The sequence below is a fragment of the Anaerolineales bacterium genome, from assembly GCA_015075725.1.
Taxonomy (GTDB): Bacteria; Chloroflexota; Anaerolineae; order Anaerolineales; family Villigracilaceae; genus Villigracilis.
On the sequence record JABTTV010000001.1, the window covers coordinates 3,957,587 to 3,975,907 of the forward strand.

Consider the following 18,321-nt stretch of genomic DNA (forward strand, 5'->3'; position numbering starts at 1 on the left):
AAGAAAAATTACTATGATGTTTATAAATATTATCTGGTTATCAATATGGGAAATCTTATTGACCGTGATATGGATAACTGAAATCGTCAACCATTTTCAGTAAATGAGCCCCAAAATGGTAAAGGGACAGCCTCTCGGCTGTCCCTTTACCATTTCCTAATTTACCGATCTACCCACATCATCCCCCCTCATACAAATACCCCGTCCCGCGCACGCTGACGACCTTCTCCGAAAGCGAGGGGAAGGCTTCCAGTTTGTGGCGCAGGCGGCTGACGAGCGGGCGCAAAATTTCGGGGGCTTCGCGCGCCGAGGTGTCGTAACCCTGCACGAGCAGCACCAGTTCGCGGTGCGAAAAGACCTTGCCCTCATTCTCCATCAGGATGCGCAGGAGTCGACCCTCGGCGGGCGTGAGATGCTCGATCTTACTCTTATGTTTGATCTGACGACGCGACAGGTCGACCATGGTGCCGTCTTTGAGCGTGTACACTTCCTGCGTGGATTCGGACCCGGTCACCGCCGCAGTCCCCGCCCGCAGTTTGCTTCGCCGACCCAGACCTTTTTTTACGCTGGCAAGGATCTGCGCCGGGGAGGCAGGCTTGAGCAAATAATCGTGGATGCGTAGCCGCAAAGCTTGCACGGCGGTTTCGATTGAACCGTGCGCGGTGAGCAATATGATTTCCGTTTCGGGGGACGTTTGGTTGACGACCTGGATGACTTCGAGACCGTCCATGCCCGGCATTTTGAGGTCCACGACCATCAGGTCCACGGCGTGGGTGCGGATGTGTTCGACGGCCGCCTGCCCGTTCGGGACGGATTGGACGAGATACCCCTCGAGTTTCAGAATATCGGTGAGAGATTGCCGGGCTACAGGTTCGTCGTCAACGACAAGGATGTTCGACTTCATTGTTTACCTCCGGTTGGCAGCAGGATTCTAAAACAGGCGCCGGGTGCGCGGTCCGCAAGCAGTTCCAACGACCCGCCGTGCGCGGTAATTATATTGTAACTTACTGTTAAGCCGAGCCCCGTGCCCCCGTCTTTGGTACTAAAGAAGGGCTCGAAGATGTTGGCTTGTTCGGCTGTGGAAATCCCTTTACCGCTGTCCTGAAAGAATATCTCCACCCCGTTCTCCCACTTCCGCGCGGTGATTCGCAGGTCGCCCCCGCCCGGCGTCATCGCGTCTGCCGCATTGAGGATGAGATTGATGAAAACCTGCTGGACCTGACTCCCCACAGCCGATATGAGCGGCAGGTCATCGCGGATATCCTTGACGACATTGACCTTCGCCTCGGATAACTGCCTGGACATCAGGCTCAAGACGTACTCGAGCATATCCACCAGGTTGACCTGCGTCTGGGTGGATGCGTTCGGGCGGTAAAAATCCAGCATGCGGCGGGCGGTGACCATCAGGCGTTCGAGTTCCGTCCGCGCCATATCGAAATACTCCCGGCGTTTTTCCTCCGGCAGGTCTTCGCGCCCGGCAAGATGCAGACAATTTTGAACCGCCTGAAGCGGATTGTTGAGTTCATGGGCAATGGATGCGCTCAACCGTCCCGCCGCCGCCATTTTCTCCGATTGGACCAAGGCTTTTTGCGATGCTTCGAGCTGGCGCACATATTCCACCTGCTCGGCATACAGGCGGGAATTTTCGAGCGCGGTCGCAGCCTGGCGCGCAAGGATCTGGAACAATTCCAGATCCGATTCGCGAAACGGTGATTCGTCCACCGCGCGGGCGGCGTAGAAGACCGTGCTCAGGCTTGGATGATGAACCGGCACGAGAATCGCAGAACCAAGATCGAGGTCCGCGAGAAGCGTTTTGAGTGACGGATTTCCGGGTCCGGTTGCATTGATCAAAACCGGGGAATCCGAGCCCCCCGCGCTGGAAATCAATTCCAACAATGAATTCGATTCGTAAATCCCCCGCGCGGCAAGGCGGGAATAATCCTTTGCGTCCTTCGGTTTTTGATAACACGCCGCCTGCGAACAATTGACCTGGGCGGTGATGGCTTTGATGACGAGATCGAGCAAAGGCGCGCGGCGAATCTCGGAAAGCATCGCCTCGGTGACGGTAAATAGCGGGCGCAATGCCTGTGTGCGCGCGGCATCGCGTTTCTTTCGATTGTCGGCGAATGCAAGTTTGACGGCATCGACCAGTTCGGCGCCCTGTTTGAACGGTTTGAGGATGAGCCCATCCACACCCTGCCGCAATGCGCGGATCGCGGTATCCACCGTTCCATGTCCCGTCATGATGAGAATTGCGGCATCCGGCTGCCAGCGTTGGATATGCTGTATAACTTCGAAACCATCCACTTCGGGCATGCGAATGTCGACGAGAAGAAGGTCGATCGGATGGTCTTCAAAGTACTCGACAGCTTTACGCGGATTGGTCTCGGTGACAACACGGTAACCCGCGCGCGAAAGCACCCGCTCGCACAGCATGGCAATTCCGGGTTCATCATCGACGACGTAAACGAAAGGTGATTCCATGTTCTCCGACTTTGTGTAACGGGCGTTATCCAACGCCCCGAGGCGCGTAAGAGAACGCGCCCTACGCGATAATGATTACAACGGCAGCCAGACCTCGAAGGCAGAACCGCGCCCGGATTGGCTCAGGACTTCGATCGTGCCGCCGTGATCGGCGACGATACCATACGTGACAGATAGACCAAGACCCGTGCCGCCGCTGTCGCCTTTGGTGGTAAAGAACGGCTCGAAGATCTTCGCCTGGGCTTCGGGTGTGATCCCCGTACCCGTATCGCGCACAGACATCACGACCCAATCGCGGTTTTCACGCCTGCTCCGGAACGTGCGTACCTGCATCTCGCCGCCGCGCGGCATCGCCTGCAATGCGTTGTGGATCAGATTGAGCAGAACCTGTTTCATTTGATTCGAATCAATGGACACCCAGGGCAGGGATTCGTCGAGCTCGAGGATGAGCGCAACATTGTTCGTTTGAATCAAATGACGAGTCAGCGCAATGACATCGTTCACCACTTCGTTCAGATCGGCGCTGGCGCGGATGCGCTCCCCCTGCCGCGAGAAATCGAGCAGACGACGGACGACGGAACTAGCCCTGCGCGCCTCGTTCAGGACCATGAGCAATTCCTGCCGGTGGTGTGAATCTTCGGGCAGGTCTTCCAGCATCAACTCTGAAAATCCCGTCACGGTGGTCAACGGGTTATTCAATTCATGCGCCACACCTGCCGCCATTTCGCCGACTGCTGCAAGTTTTGCCGCCTGCAAGAGACGATTCTCGGCGGCGCGCTGGGCTTCCATGCGTTCCTTGAGTTCCATCTCGGTCATCTGGAGTTGATGGACGGTTTCCTGCAAGCGTTGATATTGATTGGCGCTGGTCACCACCGAGGCGAGAATCCCTGCGAGCGCTTCCATCGCGATCAAGTCGTTATGAGAGAAAGCGTTCAATTCGCGGCTTTCCACATCGATGATGCCGAGAATCTGTTCGCCATCCTTGACGGCAACGCAGATCTCAGAGCGCGCCTCCCAGCCCCTGGTCGGTTGATAGAGCTTGCTTTGAGATGTGTCATTCAGCAGGACGCTCTCGCCCTTGCGAGATACGTGGCCGGTCACGCCTTCGAGGACGACAAAGTCTTCACCGTCCAGGGACTCGGTAAATGTCTTCGCCTGGGTCCCGCCGATGCCTTGAATGGAAAATTCATTGTGCGCATCGAGGAGTAAAATGGCCGCAAGCTCGTAACGAAAGTATTGCGCCACCAATTCCGCCGTGATGGAGGCAACTTCCTTTTTGTCGTTCAAGCCAATGACCTGTTGGACGACTTCATGGATCAAGCCCAGGCTTCGCGCCCGGCCCTCCGCCTCTTCGCGCAGGCGGGTGTATTCGATGAGTCCCGCCAGATGGCTGGCGATCACAACCATGAGATGCTCGTCGTATTGACTGAACGCCTCCGCTTGCGCATTCTCGATGACAAGCACGCCCATCGCCTGTCCGCGGTAACGGAGCGGGACGATCAACTCAGAACGGGCGGTTTTATGAATCCCAATGTAACCTTCGCGGGACGAATCCGAGACACGACGGACCCGTCCCTCTTTCAGGAACGGCTGGATGGGATGCTCCGTCACAGAAGCGCTGGTCACGTTCAATTTGCCTTCATATAAACGATATTCGCGAAGGATGCGACCATCGCTCGATCTTAAGAAGAGCGCGATCAATTCGGTGCTGAAAGCGCGGGTAAGCAAACCGAACATACGGCGGGCAATCTGGTCGAGATTCTGCGCGGAGGAAACGGTCAATACGAAGTCGTTCAGCAAGCCAAGCCTGCGCAGGTGCGAGGACATCTCCGAGAAGGTCACAACGATATCCACCGTTTGCGGGATGCCCATCGCCAGTTCGCGCAGTTGACCGCGTTCGGATGTCGTAAATTCCTTCTGACGCCACATCGCAACGACGCCGATCAGGCGTTGCCCGATCACCAAGGGTAAACAGATCCATGCGCCGCTGTTCGGTTTCAGGTTTGTAAACGGGAGTTGGTCGAAGTTTGGCTGTCCGCGGGTGAGCAGTAAATCAGAGAGCGAACGGTTGACCCGGCGGAAGACCGGATTTTCGTCGATCAGAAGGGAGGCTCCGCGTGCCCTGGGAGCGTTCCACTCAGCTTGAACGTCGAGCGTATCACCCCGCCGAATCGCAAGCCAGGCTCCCTGGCAGGTTACCGTCTGCACAAAGTTGGTGAGGACTTTTTCGAGCGCAAGAGGCAGATTGAAGGCCAGCCCAGATTGGAGGTCGGGAAGAAGCGCCTGTCCCTTCGGGGCAAGCTGACCGGAAAGCAGGGAGGTCATCAAGCGCCAGACTCTCTGCGCTTCGGCGGTCTGCTCCTCAGCGCCGACCAGGATGAGTTTCGACGAGTTCGAGATCGGAAAGGCATAAAAACGCCCGTGGCCCAACCCGCGGTTCTTCCCCATCTCTGCAGAGCGTGGATGTCCTCCTGTAAGAGCGCCGCACAACCACGCGTCCGTCGAATTGATCGCCATGATGCCGGTCAATTCGTTCTGAGCCGCCTTATTCAAACGGTGAGATACGCGCACGAGCCAAACGCCCCCCACCCGTTCCGCCAGCACAGCCCAGTTTGCGCCGGAGAGTTGAACGGCTTCCTTGAGTTGGGTCTCGATGCCTGTTTCGGTCTGCATGGCGGTTGTTTTTCAAATTATACCCGCGTCACTCATGATTAAGACATTTCACGTTAAAATAACCGCCTTATGAAGGATATCATCGTGATCGGCGGCGGACTCGCCGGGAGTGAAGCCGCCTGGCAGATCGCCGGACGAAATTTAAGGGTAAAACTTTATGAAATGCGTCCGCAGGCGTCGACCGGCGCTCATGTGACGGATCAACTTGCGGAATTGGTCTGCTCTAACTCACTCGGTTCGAACCAGGCCGACCGCGCTTCGGGCGTCCTGAAAAATGAACTACGCCGGCTGGATTCCCTCCTCGTCAAATGCGCGGAGGAAACGGCTCTCCCCGCCGGGGCAGCGCTTGCCGTGGACCGCGAGGCGTTTGCACGCAGGGTGACGAAAAAGATTTCGGCTCACCCGAACATTGAGTTGATCCGTGAAGAGGTGAAAGAGATTCCACTTTCGCCGGTCGTCATCGCCAGTGGACCGCTCACCTCGGAAAGTCTCTCAAACTCCGTTGCGGCGTTGAGCGGCGACGAACACCTTTTCTTCTTCGACGCCATCTCTCCCATCGTGCGTGCCGAAAGCATCGACATGAAAATCGCTTTTCGCGCTTCGCGTTACGATAAAAGCGAGCAGGATGAAGGCGATTACATCAATTGCCCCTTTACCAAGGAAGAATATTACGAATTCCTGCATGCCTTGCGCACGGCAGAGCGCATCGAACTGCGCTCCTTTGAAGACGCAATCAAGACAGGCGTGAAGGCAGGTCACTTCTTCGAAGGTTGTCTGCCCGTGGAGATCATCGCCGAACGAGGTGACGAATCGCTGGCTTATGGACCCATGCGCCCGGTCGGCTTGCGCGACCCACGGACGGGTAAACGTCCGTACGCGGTGGCGCAGCTCCGGCAGGATAATCTGGCTGGCAGTTTGTATAACATCGTTGGTTTTCAGACCAATCTGAAATTCCCCGAGCAAAGACGCGTGTTAAGAATGATCCCCGGACTCGAAAACGCCGAGTTCGAGCGATATGGCCAGATGCATCGCAATACATTCATTGCTTCGCCCAAGCTTCTGCGCCCCACCCTTCAACATATCTCCCGCGACAACCTTTTCTTTGCAGGTCAGATCACCGGCGTGGAAGGCTACATGGGCAACATCGCCACAGGACTGCTGGCGGGAATCAATCTGGCGCGATTCATGCAGGGTAAACCGCTGTTTGAACTCCCCCGCGAGACGATGCTCGGCGCATTATGTCATTACGTCACCCATGCCGACCTGAAAGACTTCCAACCGATGAAAGCCAACTTCGGCATCCTGCCGGAACTTCATCCTGAAAGGAAGATCGGCAAACGCGAAAAGGGTCAAGCCCACGCAGACCGCGCCGCAGGCGCATTGGAAGATTATTTACGGAATCAACCATCATGAACAAACGGAATCCAACGATCTATCTGGGTCTTATAAGCACGTTGTTCCTGGCCATAACAGGCTGGTACGCCTTTTCATTCAACACATACAGCACGACTCCGGAAACATTCGATGGAGAACGCGCATTGGCAGATGTGGAAGTCCAGGTCGCCATGGGACCACGAACGCCCGGGTCGGCCGGACATGCCCAGGTCCGCGAATGGATGCGCACAGAGTTGGAAAATACCGGCTGGCTTGTAGAAGTCCACGAGGCGGAGCGGCTGGGACATCCCATTTACAACATTATTGCAAAGAAAGGCGGGGAATTACCGCAAATCATCCTTGCCGCGCATTACGATACAAGATTTATCGCCGACCACGATCCGGTTGAAACGAAGAGGAGCGAGCCTGTTCCCGGCGCGAACGACGGCGCATCCGGAGTGGCGGTTTTGCTCGAACTAGCCCGCATATTGCCGGATGATACAGTGCCCGTGTGGCTGGTTTTCTTCGACGCAGAAGATAACGGGCGCATCGAGGGCTGGGATTGGATCCTCGGCTCGCGCGCATTCGTGGAGGAAATCCCTGTTCGTCCCCGGGCGGTGATCATCGTGGATATGGTCGGGGATGCGGATTTGAACCTTTATTACGAAAGGAATTCAGACGTCACCCTTCGTGCGGAAATTTGGAAGACCGCAGAGCGGCTCGGTTATGGCGATATATTCATTCCGTCGGAGAAACACAGCATGCTCGACGATCACACCCCCTTTCTCGAGAAAGGCATCCCTGCCGTTGATATCATTGACTTCGATTATCCCTACTGGCATACCACCGAAGACACAGCGGATAAGGTATCAGCCGACAGCCTGAAAGCCGTGGGGGATACGCTCTGGCATTGGGTCGTTGAACAAGGCGGAAATTAAGAGTGGTCAAAAGAAAAGACTGGGCTTACACTTAAGGCAATGGCAGTACAGGCATCTTTGCGTAAACTTCGTCCCATTTGGGTGGAACGCGTTTCCCGAGAAATGGCGGTTGGGGAAGGTATACGCGCGGGTTTCACAGAGCAATTGGAAAGATTCTATGACCTGCTCGAACAAACCATCATCACCGGCGACATGGCATGGCTCGACCCGATCCTGTACGATTGGGGACGCTCTCCCACCGAAACGAACCTCGAACATGCCGATTATTATGTTTCATTCATTCTGAACCGCATGATCTCGCTCACCCTCGAGATCTCCCGGGAGCACCTTAAACCCAAAGAGGCGCTTGAACTTCTCGCGGCGACCATCCCGGTATTGACACATAGTCTGGGCGTGGTGATCCGGTACGAGATGGAAACCCGCGTAGCACATATTTCGAAGGAATTGGGGGCGGTGCAGGAAAAGTTGCAGATCCTCGATCAGAATAAATCCAAGTTCATCTCCGTGGCGGCGCACGAACTGAAGACTCCGCTCACTCTGATCGAAGGCTACACCTCCATGATGGCAGACTTTATCCAGGCCGACTCGCAGGCGCAAATGCGAAGCTACCTGGCCGGGGTAAATACCGGCGTCCTGCGCTTACGGGAAATTATCGACGATATGATCGATGTGTCCTTGATAGATAACAACCTGCTCACATTGAACATCCAGCCGATGTGGATCAGCCATCTATTGGATCTCGCTCGAAACGAGTTCAAGAAAACGATCGCTGAACGAAAGCAGACCTTGACCGTCAATGACTTCGAAGGAAGCGACCTGATGATCTACGGCGACTCTGAAAGGTTGTATCAGGCGCTCAACAACGTAATAACGAATGCCATTAAATACACACCGGACAGGGGTCAGATCACGATCGACGGGCGGCTCCTGCCAGGATTTATCGAAATCACCGTCAAGGATACCGGGATCGGCATTTCCGCCGAAGATCAAGCGCTCATCTTCGAAAAATTCGGCCAACTCGGCAAGGAGGACTTACACTCCAGCGGCAAAATAAAATTCAAGGGGGGCGGACCCGGTCTGGGTCTTTCCATCACTCGCGGCGTTATCGAGGCGCACGGTGGAACGATATGGGTTGAATCCCCAGGTTACGACGAAGTAAAATTACCCGGCTCGACCTTTCACATCTTGCTGCCTACACGAACCGAGCCGACAAACCCTGTCATGCTCAAATTCTTTGGCAGCCTTGAACAAAAAATGGAAACTGATCTACGTGGCGAAGAAAATCCCCCAACCGACGATCCCCCCGCGTGAGCGCGCCTTCCTTGCAGGCGTTGAGCTTCGCGACCATAAAAATGTCCTTTCGCTAGAAGACTCGCTTGCAGAGTTGGCATTGCTTGCAGACACTGCCGGCGTGGATGTCGTCGGCGAGATCACGCAGCGGCTGCAACGCCCGAACGTCGAGACATACATCGGTCCCGGCAAGGTGGAAGAGCTCAGGGCGCTTGCCGAAGAAACTCTCGCTGAAGTCGTCATCTTCGACGATGAACTTTCACCGCGCCACCAACGCGAACTGGAAAAAGCGCTCGGCAAAAACATACGCGTCATCGACCGCACGGCGCTGATCCTCGACATCTTCGCCCAGCATGCCCATACAAAAGAAGGCATGCTGCAGGTGGAACTCGCTCAATACGAATACAACCTTCCCCGCCTCACCCGCGCATGGACGCATCTTGAACGGCAGGCAGGCGGCGGCGGCGGACGCGCCGGTTCGACCGGCGGAGTGGGCTTGCGTGGTCCCGGCGAGACCCAGCTCGAGGTTGACCGCCGCACGATCCGCAAACGCATTGCGCACATCAAAAAAGAACTGGACAAAGTGGAGGCGCATCGCATGCGCTACCGGGCACAAAGGAAACGTTCGCGCATCCCCACCGTTGCCCTGGTCGGATACACCAACGCGGGCAAGTCCACGCTCCTGAACCGCCTCGCCAAAGCCGATGTCTACGTTGCAGACCAACTTTTCGCCACGCTCGATCCGACCACGCGACGCGTCCAGCTTCCCGGCGATAATACGGCTCTTTTCACCGATACAGTCGGATTCATCCAAAAACTCCCGACCACGCTGGTCGCGGCATTCCATGCGACGCTCGAAGAGATCGCCGAAGCCGACCTGTTACTGCATATCGTTGACATTTCCCATCCGAACGCGCTCGGACAATATCAAGCCGTTTTACAAACCCTGGAAGAGATCGGGGCAGGTCATATACCGATGATCACCGCCTTGAACAAAGCCGATCGGTTGAAAGATCCGGAAAATGCGGCAAGGATATTGGAAAATTTTCACAAATCCGTGGCAACATCCGCTTTGAAAGGCTCGGGCATGGATGATTTGCTCATGCTCGTGCAGGAAGAATTATTCGAGGCATTCGAAACGATTGGCGTCCGCCTTCCATATAAGGAAGGTGCGTTGATCTCGCTCTATCACGAACTTGGTCAGGTGGAGCGCGTCGAGCACGAACGCGGCGGTGTCTTGATCCATGGGAGTCTGCCTGGAAGGCTACTGGCGCAATTCGCACCCTGGAAGATCCAACCGAACGGCAGCGCGCCGGGAATGCATGAGACCGAAGCCGACCTGGAGGAAGCATGATCTCGAAAATGCTCGATTTTCTTTCAGAATATCTCGCCCATCGCAAAGGCCTTCTGCCAATCATCGGGCTGGCGCTCATCCTCCTGAACCTGCTCCTCCAATTCATCTTCCCCGGCTCGATCCTTGCGACCGCCAATCTTTGCCTGCATCTCGGGTTGATCGTCGCCATCTTCGGCTTGATGCTTGCGTGGGCTTTGTAGTTTGACGGGAGTTCAATATCTTTCGCCGGCAAATAGGAAGTGGGGAAACCTGCACCACTTGTGATTCGCCATGCCCCCGACTCTCGCGATAAAAACCTCCATAAACCAGTACCGAATCGAAGAATTCGCCGGCGTCACAGCGCTGGGCGAACTGTATCGGGCAACGGACGAGCGCACGAATAGAGCCTTTGCAATCACCATTCTTCCGGTACTTGTTACCGAAAACGCAGAGGCAATGAAAGAACTCGAGGGGAATTCGGCCCGGCTTCAAGCGCTCTCCCACCCGAACTTGAACAGGTATTACGGCATTCAAAGGACTCCCGCGCTGACCTTTTTTGTTGAAAATTGGGTCGACGGTCCTTCGATGAAAGAAATCCGTACGCGCGGTCTGTTGAGCGCCGAGGAAGCGCTCTTCGTTGCCGGGGCGGTCTGCAGCGGATTGGAGGCGCTACACAAACAGGGCTTTCTCCATCTTCATCTTTCCCCCGAACTCGTGCGCATCAACAAGCGCGGTGAACTCATCCTTTGCGGGATCGGGGCAGCGGGAGCGGTCCATTTCAACACCTCAAGCCACCCGCCGTTACACCTCTCACCCGAACAAATCCAAAAGAAACCCCAGACCGCGGCCACCGACATCTACTCGCTGGCAGTCATGCTCTACGAACTGATAACGGGAAAATGGATCAATGGAAAGAATCCGCCGCGCGCTTTCGACTCGATCCGAAAAACGCATCTTGACTCATCCCCGCCTGCCCCGGCATCTCTGAATCCAAATCTCCCCGGTAATTTTTCGCGCATGGTCCTTTGGGCGTTAAGGAAAAATCCCGAAGAACGGCTCAAAACAACGACCGAATTGATCTCATCACTGGCATTAGCCGCAGGGTATTCGGTGGATAAGATTCCTGTGCGAGCCAATGCAAAAAACGCTCCGATCATAGACTCCGCGCTCAACGCATGGGAGTTTCTTCCCCCGCCCAAATCCACTGCCGTCAGCGCAGACACAGTCCCCCTGGAAGAACGCCTCGCATCGCTTGGTACCCCAAAAAAGAAGCCCGCCCTGCGCTTTGGAATCATTCCATTCATCCTTTTCTTTTTCGTTTCCGGATTCGTAGCCTTATTTATTTTTATCCGCCCGGCTGGAGAGAATCCACTCCCGACCCCGGTCCTCTTCACAAAATTCGTTCCAAACATCACCCCCGAACCTTCCACCTCCCCCACACCCCGGCCCACTTTTACAAATGGCGGCCGCATCGTTTTCACCTGCACGCGCGGCGATTACAACCAGCTTTGCATGATCAACCGCGACGGGACAGACCTCGTCCAGCTTACGGATATGGCGGCGAGCAATTATTACCCCGTCTTCACACCAGATGGAAGTTCCGTGTTATTTGCCTCCAATCGCAACGGGAATTTCGATTTCTTCGTGTTGAATTTCGCCGAGAGGGAGGTGTTTCAGTTGACCGAAAATGTCGGCAATGTGATTTCACCGGATTTCTCCCCCGACGGTCGGACGATCGTTTTTGCAAATCGTGTCGGGGACGGTCCAACAGCCGTATGGATGGTCAACGCAGACGGGTTGAATCCGAGGCTGGTTTATACGGGTCTGCGCGATATCGTCGCTGTAGCCTGGTCGCCTAGGGGAGAAAAAATCGCCTATGCAATGAATTCAGGCTCACCCCAAGAATATGATATATACAGTATGGATATCGACGGGAGAAACCACCTCAAGATCTCCCAGGGATTATCGGGCATCGGTGGAAGCGTGGATTGGTCACCGGACGGAACATCCCTGCTCATTCACGCAGGTCCATTCGGGGACAAAGACATTTTCAAGATCGACATTGCCACAGGGAAATCCACCCAAGTGACGGATGGCGGGAATAACGCAGGCGCGTCCTATTCGCCGAACGGCCAATTCATCGTGTTCAATTCCCTGAGAAACAACGACCAGGCGGATTTGTACATCATGGAGGCGGACGGCTCAGGCATGAGACAACTCACAAACGACCCGGAACCCGATTGGGGCGCAAATTGGATAGAGTAAGCTGGCAGATTGGTAATTCTGCGTAACGTGCGGGAAAATTATCGGGGAATGCAGATGCAAATGGTTGGAACCACTTTTGGGCAGGAAGCGAGGCGCGATTCGGGTCCGGAATCCGCCATGAAGTTTTTGCATCCCAGGAGTATTGAAGTTATCGTTTATGAATTTCGGGGGAAGCCGAAATAACGAATCATCACTGGCGGAAAAATAATCTGCACGACTCAAACCCTTTACATGCAGGCTGTTTGATGTATCATTCAATCACCAATGGCGTTTTTCGCGGCTCGTCCACCGCGGGAGGCGCTGTTCATCTTTAACCCTCAAATACGAAAGGTGATTGTATGAATGTCCAAGCAACCAAGTTCCTATCTGTCTTCTAAGTTGGAAGGTCGCCTGAAAGCCGATAAAAGCGGGAACAGCATTTTCACTCTCAAGCCCATTAAGAAGGGTGAATTGATCGCTGTTTTCGGCGGCGTTGTGTATGAATGGGAGACCTTTATCCACCTACCCGAACGTGAGCGCAGTCTGTGCCTCCAGGTCGAAGATCGTCACTTCCTGGTGCCGCGCCCCATTGGCGAGGGAGATTATGTCAATCACTCGTGCAACCCGAACGCAGGTCTTTCGGGCCAGATTGGACTCGTTGCCATGCGAGACATCCAAATCGGCGAGGAAGTTTGTTTCGATTACGCCATGTGCGATACCATGCCCTACGATGAGTTCGACTGCCTGTGCGGCGCGCCGAACTGCCGCAGGCGTGTAAGCGGTAACGACTGGCAGAGGCCGGAACTTCAGAAACGCTATGCGGGTTTCTTTTCTCCGCATGTCCAGCGCCGCATCGATGCACAAAAGGCGGAACGCCGCGCCTTCGAACGTGCGATGAGGGAAAAGACCCGTAGTTATGCCGGCAAGGTGGCAACGCCCAGCGTAGCGTTCAAATAATAGAAAGCATGGAAACAAAAAGCGCCTTCGAAGGAAGGCGCTTTTTACACCCAGGCGCAGGATTATTTTTTTTCTTCGGTCGTCGTTGCGTGGGTTTCTTCATCGTCTTTTCCAGACAACCCGTCCCGAAAAGATCGAATGCTCTTGCCGATCTCGCCCGCCACCTTGCCGATGCGCCCGGGTCCAAAAATCAGGACGACGATCACAAGCAGGACGATGAGTTCCAGGGGTCCGAATCTGAATGGCATTTCATTGCTCCTTTTCTTATTTCGCGATTATCGTACCATGATTCCATGAAAAGGCGCTTAAAGCTCGCGGCGTGAGAACAAACCTTCGATGAAACGCAACGCGCGGCGGACCAACGATCGCAGGCGGGCAAACAGTCGATACTGCTTAGGATACACATGACGCTTGGTGGGAATCGGTCCCGTCCACTCGGCGACGAGCGCACCCCAGGTCAGGCCGGCGCCAAACCCGACGAAAACGACCTTGTCGCCGCTTTTCAGGCTTCCTTTTTCGATGGCTTCGACGGCCGCAATGGGAATCGACGCCGTGGATGTGTTGCCGTAGCGATCCACGTTGATGACGAATTTTTCGAGGGGCAGTTTGAGGTATTTTGCCGCCGTCTCGATGATGCGGTAGTTCGCCTGATGCGGGATGACCCAATCCACGTCGGCGGTGGTCAATCCGGCAAGTTCGAGCGCTTCCTTTGTGGCGGATCCCATCACCCGGGTCGCGAAACGGAATACAGCCTTGCCGTCCATCTGAATGTAATGTTTGCCTTCGTGGACGGTCGCTTCAGTCGCCGGATGGCGGGCACCACCGCCCAAGAGCGTGAGCGAATCCGCGCCTGAGCCGTCTGAGCGCATTACCGCAGAGAGAATTCCCCCCGGCTGGTCGCTCGCCTGAATGACAAACGCCCCCGCCCCATCGCCAAAGAGAATACAGGTGTTGCGATCCTTCCAATTCGTGAATCGCGATAGGGTCTCGGAACCGATGACCAGCGCATTTTTGATCGAGCCGGAGCGGATCGATTGAGCCGCCATATTCGCGGCGAACACAAAACCCGAACATGCCGCCAACAGGTCGAAGGCACCGGCCTTTGTGGCGCCGATCTGATCCTGCACGATGCAGGCAGTGGCAGGAAAAATGTATTCCGGGGTCGAAGAAGCGACAATGATCAGGTCCAGCTCGGTCGGTGCAAGATTTGCAACTTCAAGCGCCTTGATCGAAGCCTCGACCGCCAGCGTTGAGGTGAATTGATCTTCACGCGCGATGCGCCGTTCACGGATTCCCGTGCGGTCGCGGATCCATTCATCGCTGGTTTCCACCATTTTCGCGATATCGTCATTGGTCAGAACGGGCTCTGGGACGCTGATTCCCCAGCCTGTGATGTGCGCGTATGGCATTCTTTCTCCTTAATGAAAGCGGCTGAGTATCAAGGTCGCGTTATGTCCGCCGAAACCGAAGGAATTGGACATCACATGGCTGACTTCGGATTTTCGCGCCTTATTCGGCACATAATCCAGGTCGCAGTTCGGGTCAGGCGTCTCATAATTGATGGTGGGCGGAAGAATCTGATCCACGATCGCGAGCGCTGAAATCATTCCCTCCAGCGCGCCGGATGCGCCCAATAAATGACCGGTCATGGATTTGGTGGAAGATACGGCGAGTTTATATGCCTGTTCACCGAAGACCGTCTTGATCGCGGCTGTTTCGCTTTTATCGTTCAGCTGGGTGGATGTACCGTGCGCGTTGATGTATTGAATATCGGAAACTTCCAATCCCGAATCCTTCAAAGCATTGCTCATCGAGATCGCCGCGCCTGCGCCATTTTCCGCGGGAGCGGAGATATGGTGGGCGTCATCCGACGTGCCGTAGCCGGTAAATTCGCATATGATCTTCGCGCCGCGAGCCTGGGCATGTTCCAAAGACTCAAGTATCAGAATTGCGGATCCCTCCCCCATCAGAAATCCATCACGGTCCCTATCAAAGGGACGGGAGGCGCGCTCCGGTTCGTGGTTACGCGCCGAAAGCGCGGTCATGACGTTCATTCCAGCCATTGTCAATGGATGGATCGCCGCCTCGGCAGCGCCCGCCACCATGACATCCGCCGCGCCGCGCCGGATCATCTCGGCCGCCTCGCCCAAAGAATTGGTGCCGGTGGCGCAAGCCGTTGCAATTGACATGTTCGGTCCACGCGCGCCAATCCGGATGGCAAGATTCCCCGCCGCGCTGTCCGAGATCATCATCGGGACGAGAAACGGGCTGACTCGGTCGGGTCCGCGTTCTTTGTAAACCTGGTATTGTTCGATGATGGTGATGACCCCGCCAATGCCGGAACCGATCAGAATACCCACCCGGTCGCGATTCGATTCATCGATCTTCAAACCGGATTGTTCGAGAGCCTCAAGAGTGGCGGATGTGGCAAATTGTGTAAAGCGGTCCATCTTGCGCGCCTCTCGCGGACCGAACATCGCGCCGCCATCGAAACCTTTTACTTCCGCAGCGAACTTTGTCTTGTGGCTGCTTGCGTCGAACGACGATATGGGAGCCGCCCCTGACCTGCCTGCCAGAAGCGCATTCCATGTTTCTTTTACATTATTTCCCACCGGGCTGACGCAACCCATCCCGGTAATCACAACGCGTTTTCTCATTTATCAAACACTCCTTGGGAAATTCAAGCAAGGGAATTATTTATAATTAACACAGGATCGGGGTTTTAGACACGCCGGGGATCGAGCATTTCATAAGGCTGAAAATGCTTCGATAAGACTCACCAGACACAGGAAGATCACTTTTCCAAAGCCAGTTTTTTCAATATCGACCATGCTTGATGGATGTGCATCCGGTCATGGTCAGCCATAAACCCGGCAATTTCGCGAAAATTCGTGGGGCCGAAGATGGCATGGCGGGCTTTGCGCTCCCAATTCTTATCCGGCATATTCATCAGGATATCGAGAGTCGCCCTTCGCGCTTCGGTATACTCGCGCATGGCACCTGGTCCATCCTCATGAAGATAATCGCGCTGACTGGCCCATACTCCCGTATCCGGCCGCGGAATGAACGGTTCGCCCTGCCCATCGAACAATTTCAATTGCATGTGGTGAATCTCCCGTTCGGTATCGCGCAGATGACAGATCAATTCCGTTAATGACCAATCGTCATCGGAGGGCTTGAGCGACCATGCAGCCGGTTCGAGATTTCGGAACAATCCATCCAATACCGCAGGGGTCGCCGATTGGATCGAAACGATGGATTCCTTTGCCGTAAAGGATGGGATAAGCGACGTCAGGTCTGCGGATTCAAGGCGCCGGCGAAGATCCGGCAGGGAACCGTGCAATCCCGCTTCGGGTCCGGGACCTGATGCGGAATCTCCGTTAAGAAAAAATGTTTCCAGCCCAAGGCGCTTTGCGGGTAGAATATCCCGCTCCATATCGTTGCCCACCATCAAGACCGGTCCCTCCTGCCAGCCGAGCCGACCGAGGAGTTCAGCGTAATAAGCGGAATGGGTCTTCGAAAAATGAAAATCATCAAAGGTGGAGATGAGCTCGAATTCGTTGGGATCGAAACCCGCCCACCGCACACGGTGGTAAGTGGCTTTGCGCGGCAGGAGCGGGTCTGTGGCGACGACAAGCCGAAAACCCTGCGATTGCGCCCAGTGAACGAAGGGCTTCGCGTCCGGGTTGCGTTCCGTGATCGGCTGAAGCGCGGGAAAGATCTCGTCATAAAATACTTCGATCTCGGAATCAAGTTCCCCTTTTTGCAACCCGATCATCGGGTAAAAGACATCGTCGAAGATCTCCTTCAATGTGCGCGAGAAATCCCCGCTCTGATTCATGGCGTTCATGCCGGAGAGCAGAGCGCCAGCAATCAAGCCAGGATCCAGTTGCGGAGCCAGATGGGTGGAAATCGCCTGAAAATAAGCGGGAACGAAAGCACTCTGGTTGGTCTTCAGCAGGGTGTCATCGAGGTCAAGCAAAAGGGTCAGCGTCATAGGTTGTAAGACTCCCCCGGAGTCCTCGGATTCTATTCTTCTTTTATCTCGAATGTAAATGGAAGAGCGTGGCATTCGCCGCACCCCACCTGGGGTTCAGGGACATTTTGCTTCGATTTTTCACAAAATGCCTGGATCTGAACCCTGCGCTGGAACAATGCCACGAGCGGGCGGGAAACAGTTGCATTCAATTTCATGTGCTGGCAGGAATTCGCCCGGGCGATGGCTGGTACGGGGCAGGTGCCGCAAAGGTCCCTGGTCCAGGTTTGGCCCTGAGCCATGAGCAGACGGCATTCCTCCACGTTCCTACCGCGAAAGTAATCACCGTAAAAATGCGGACATTCCTGGCCTGAAGGGGTTTTCATCGTTATACGCGGGTAATGTACTCGCCGGTGCGGGTGTCCACGCGAATCGTATCGCCTACATTGACAAAGTTCGGGCATTGAACGGTCAACCCGGTTTCAGTGGTCACTTTCTTTGTCACACCGGTGGCGGTATCGCCGCGAATCGCCATTTCCGCCTCCACCACTTTCAAATCCACCGAGGTCGGCATTTCCACATCGATGGCTTCGCCCTTGTAAAAAGTCAGTTTTACCTCCATGCCTTCCTGGAGGTATCGAGCGCTCTCACCGAGGGATTCCTTCTTGATGGCGGGTTGTTCGAATGTGACCTTATCCATGAAGTAGTACATGTCGCCGTCATTGTAGAGGTAGGAAACATTGGCGAAGTCGAGGCTGACATCCTGGACTGACTGCCCGGAGTTGAACGTCCGCTCGATGTTCGCGCCGGTCAGCAGGTTGCGCGCCTTGATGCGGATATTGGCATTGCCGCGTCCGGTCTTGTTGTGGCTGTAATCCAATACTTTGTAGAGGTTACCGTCCAGTTCGAAGGTGACCCCTTTGCGAAGTTCGTTTACGTCGATCATACAATCATCTTTCCTTGGTTGGTTTATTGCCCGTCATGATGCACAGAACACGGAAGCGGGCGGATTATACCAATGAGTATCGCTTCATGGCTAGTTCCAATGGAGA

At 55.1% G+C, this 18,321-nt stretch carries 16 protein-coding genes; 7 read left to right on the forward strand and 9 right to left on the reverse strand.

Going from position 1 to position 18,321, the window contains the following annotated elements; all coding sequences use genetic code 11:
• Nucleotides 1-178 precede the first annotated feature (178 nt).
• The 3 genes from HS100_18930 to HS100_18940 form a co-directional block, all read right to left on the reverse strand.
• On the reverse strand, nucleotides 179-904 hold the full coding sequence (locus HS100_18930; GenBank protein ID MBE7435999.1) for a response regulator transcription factor: 726 nt from the start codon (nucleotides 902-904) through the stop codon (nucleotides 179-181).
• Entirely contained in the window at nucleotides 901-2,484 is a 1,584-nt protein-coding gene (locus HS100_18935; GenBank protein ID MBE7436000.1) for a response regulator, read from the reverse strand. The genes HS100_18930 and HS100_18935 overlap by 4 nt, the downstream gene beginning before the upstream one ends.
• A 75-nt stretch (nucleotides 2,485-2,559) precedes the next feature.
• On the reverse strand, nucleotides 2,560-5,157 hold the full coding sequence (locus tag HS100_18940) for a GAF domain-containing protein (GenBank protein ID MBE7436001.1): 2,598 nt from the start codon (nucleotides 5,155-5,157) through the stop codon (nucleotides 2,560-2,562).
• 69 nt (nucleotides 5,158-5,226) lie between these two features.
• Here HS100_18940 and trmFO point away from each other — a divergent pair, with 69 nt between their 5' ends.
• The 7 genes from trmFO (at nucleotide 5,227) to HS100_18975 (ending at nucleotide 13,293) form a co-directional block, all read left to right on the forward strand.
• On the forward strand, nucleotides 5,227-6,570 hold the full coding sequence (trmFO, locus tag HS100_18945) for a methylenetetrahydrofolate--tRNA-(uracil(54)-C(5))-methyltransferase (FADH(2)-oxidizing) TrmFO (protein ID MBE7436002.1): 1,344 nt from the start codon (nucleotides 5,227-5,229) through the stop codon (nucleotides 6,568-6,570).
• On the forward strand, nucleotides 6,567-7,469 hold the full coding sequence (locus tag HS100_18950) for a M28 family peptidase (GenBank protein ID MBE7436003.1): 903 nt from the start codon (nucleotides 6,567-6,569) through the stop codon (nucleotides 7,467-7,469). The genes trmFO and HS100_18950 overlap by 4 nt, the downstream gene beginning before the upstream one ends.
• Nucleotides 7,470-7,508: 39 nt before the next feature.
• The gene (locus HS100_18955) at nucleotides 7,509-8,780 is read left to right on the forward strand and encodes a HAMP domain-containing histidine kinase (protein MBE7436004.1); all 1,272 of its coding nucleotides are present in this window, start codon (nucleotides 7,509-7,511) and stop codon (nucleotides 8,778-8,780) included.
• Nucleotides 8,740-10,113 carry a GTPase HflX gene (gene hflX / locus HS100_18960; protein ID MBE7436005.1) on the forward strand — a complete coding sequence of 458 codons (1,374 nt, stop codon included), beginning with the start codon at nucleotides 8,740-8,742 and terminating at the stop codon, nucleotides 10,111-10,113. The genes HS100_18955 and hflX overlap by 41 nt, the downstream gene beginning before the upstream one ends.
• Nucleotides 10,110-10,313 carry a hypothetical protein gene (locus HS100_18965; protein ID MBE7436006.1) on the forward strand — a complete coding sequence of 68 codons (204 nt, stop codon included), beginning with the start codon at nucleotides 10,110-10,112 and terminating at the stop codon, nucleotides 10,311-10,313. Before hflX ends, HS100_18965 begins: the two co-directional genes overlap by 4 nt.
• Before the next feature lie 70 nt (nucleotides 10,314-10,383).
• Entirely contained in the window at nucleotides 10,384-12,357 is a 1,974-nt protein-coding gene (locus HS100_18970) for a serine/threonine-protein kinase (protein MBE7436007.1), read from the forward strand.
• Between the two features lie 342 nt (nucleotides 12,358-12,699).
• The gene (locus tag HS100_18975; protein ID MBE7436008.1) at nucleotides 12,700-13,293 is read left to right on the forward strand and encodes an SET domain-containing protein-lysine N-methyltransferase; all 594 of its coding nucleotides are present in this window, start codon (nucleotides 12,700-12,702) and stop codon (nucleotides 13,291-13,293) included.
• A 62-nt stretch (nucleotides 13,294-13,355) separates the two neighbouring features.
• Here the strand turns inward: HS100_18975 and HS100_18980 are convergent, their stop codons facing one another.
• The 6 genes from HS100_18980 to efp all read right to left on the reverse strand — a co-directional run bounded on the left by HS100_18980 (nucleotide 13,356) and on the right by efp (nucleotide 18,215).
• Complete coding sequence (locus HS100_18980; protein ID MBE7436009.1) at nucleotides 13,356-13,541, reverse strand: twin-arginine translocase TatA/TatE family subunit; 186 nt, start codon at nucleotides 13,539-13,541, stop codon at nucleotides 13,356-13,358.
• Nucleotides 13,542-13,598: 57 nt separating this feature from the next.
• A complete protein-coding gene (locus tag HS100_18985) occupies nucleotides 13,599-14,702 on the reverse strand; it encodes a ketoacyl-ACP synthase III (GenBank protein ID MBE7436010.1) in 1,104 nt (367 codons plus the stop codon).
• Between the two features lie 9 nt (nucleotides 14,703-14,711).
• Nucleotides 14,712-15,950, reverse strand: coding sequence for a beta-ketoacyl-ACP synthase II (gene fabF / locus HS100_18990; protein MBE7436011.1), 1,239 nt, complete (start codon nucleotides 15,948-15,950; stop codon nucleotides 14,712-14,714).
• A 137-nt stretch (nucleotides 15,951-16,087) separates the two neighbouring features.
• Nucleotides 16,088-17,290, reverse strand: coding sequence for a DinB family protein (locus tag HS100_18995; protein MBE7436012.1), 1,203 nt, complete (start codon nucleotides 17,288-17,290; stop codon nucleotides 16,088-16,090).
• 32 nt (nucleotides 17,291-17,322) lie between these two features.
• A complete protein-coding gene (locus tag HS100_19000) occupies nucleotides 17,323-17,655 on the reverse strand; it encodes a hypothetical protein (GenBank protein ID MBE7436013.1) in 333 nt (110 codons plus the stop codon).
• Between the two features lie 2 nt (nucleotides 17,656-17,657).
• A complete protein-coding gene (gene efp, locus HS100_19005; protein MBE7436014.1) occupies nucleotides 17,658-18,215 on the reverse strand; it encodes an elongation factor P in 558 nt (185 codons plus the stop codon).
• Nucleotides 18,216-18,321 lie beyond the last annotated feature (106 nt).

Coding starts and splice junctions, on each gene's coding strand:
- HS100_18930 (MBE7435999.1), bottom strand. CDS start 904: ATGAAGTCGAACATCCTTGTCGTTGACGACGAACCTGTAGCCCGGCAA.
- HS100_18935 (MBE7436000.1), bottom strand. CDS start 2,484: ATGGAATCACCTTTCGTTTACGTCGTCGATGATGAACCCGGAATTGCC.
- HS100_18940 (MBE7436001.1), bottom strand. CDS start 5,157: ATGCAGACCGAAACAGGCATCGAGACCCAACTCAAGGAAGCCGTTCAA.
- trmFO (MBE7436002.1), top strand. CDS start 5,227: ATGAAGGATATCATCGTGATCGGCGGCGGACTCGCCGGGAGTGAAGCC.
- HS100_18950 (MBE7436003.1), top strand. CDS start 6,567: ATGAACAAACGGAATCCAACGATCTATCTGGGTCTTATAAGCACGTTG.
- HS100_18955 (MBE7436004.1), top strand. CDS start 7,509: ATGGCAGTACAGGCATCTTTGCGTAAACTTCGTCCCATTTGGGTGGAA.
- HS100_18965 (MBE7436006.1), top strand. CDS start 10,110: ATGATCTCGAAAATGCTCGATTTTCTTTCAGAATATCTCGCCCATCGC.
- HS100_18970 (MBE7436007.1), top strand. CDS start 10,384: ATGCCCCCGACTCTCGCGATAAAAACCTCCATAAACCAGTACCGAATC.
- HS100_18975 (MBE7436008.1), top strand. CDS start 12,700: ATGTCCAAGCAACCAAGTTCCTATCTGTCTTCTAAGTTGGAAGGTCGC.
- HS100_18980 (MBE7436009.1), bottom strand. CDS start 13,541: ATGCCATTCAGATTCGGACCCCTGGAACTCATCGTCCTGCTTGTGATC.
- HS100_18985 (MBE7436010.1), bottom strand. CDS start 14,702: ATGCCATACGCGCACATCACAGGCTGGGGAATCAGCGTCCCAGAGCCC.
- fabF (MBE7436011.1), bottom strand. CDS start 15,950: ATGAGAAAACGCGTTGTGATTACCGGGATGGGTTGCGTCAGCCCGGTG.
- HS100_18995 (MBE7436012.1), bottom strand. CDS start 17,290: ATGACGCTGACCCTTTTGCTTGACCTCGATGACACCCTGCTGAAGACC.
- HS100_19000 (MBE7436013.1), bottom strand. CDS start 17,655: ATGAAAACCCCTTCAGGCCAGGAATGTCCGCATTTTTACGGTGATTAC.
- efp (MBE7436014.1), bottom strand. CDS start 18,215: ATGATCGACGTAAACGAACTTCGCAAAGGGGTCACCTTCGAACTGGAC.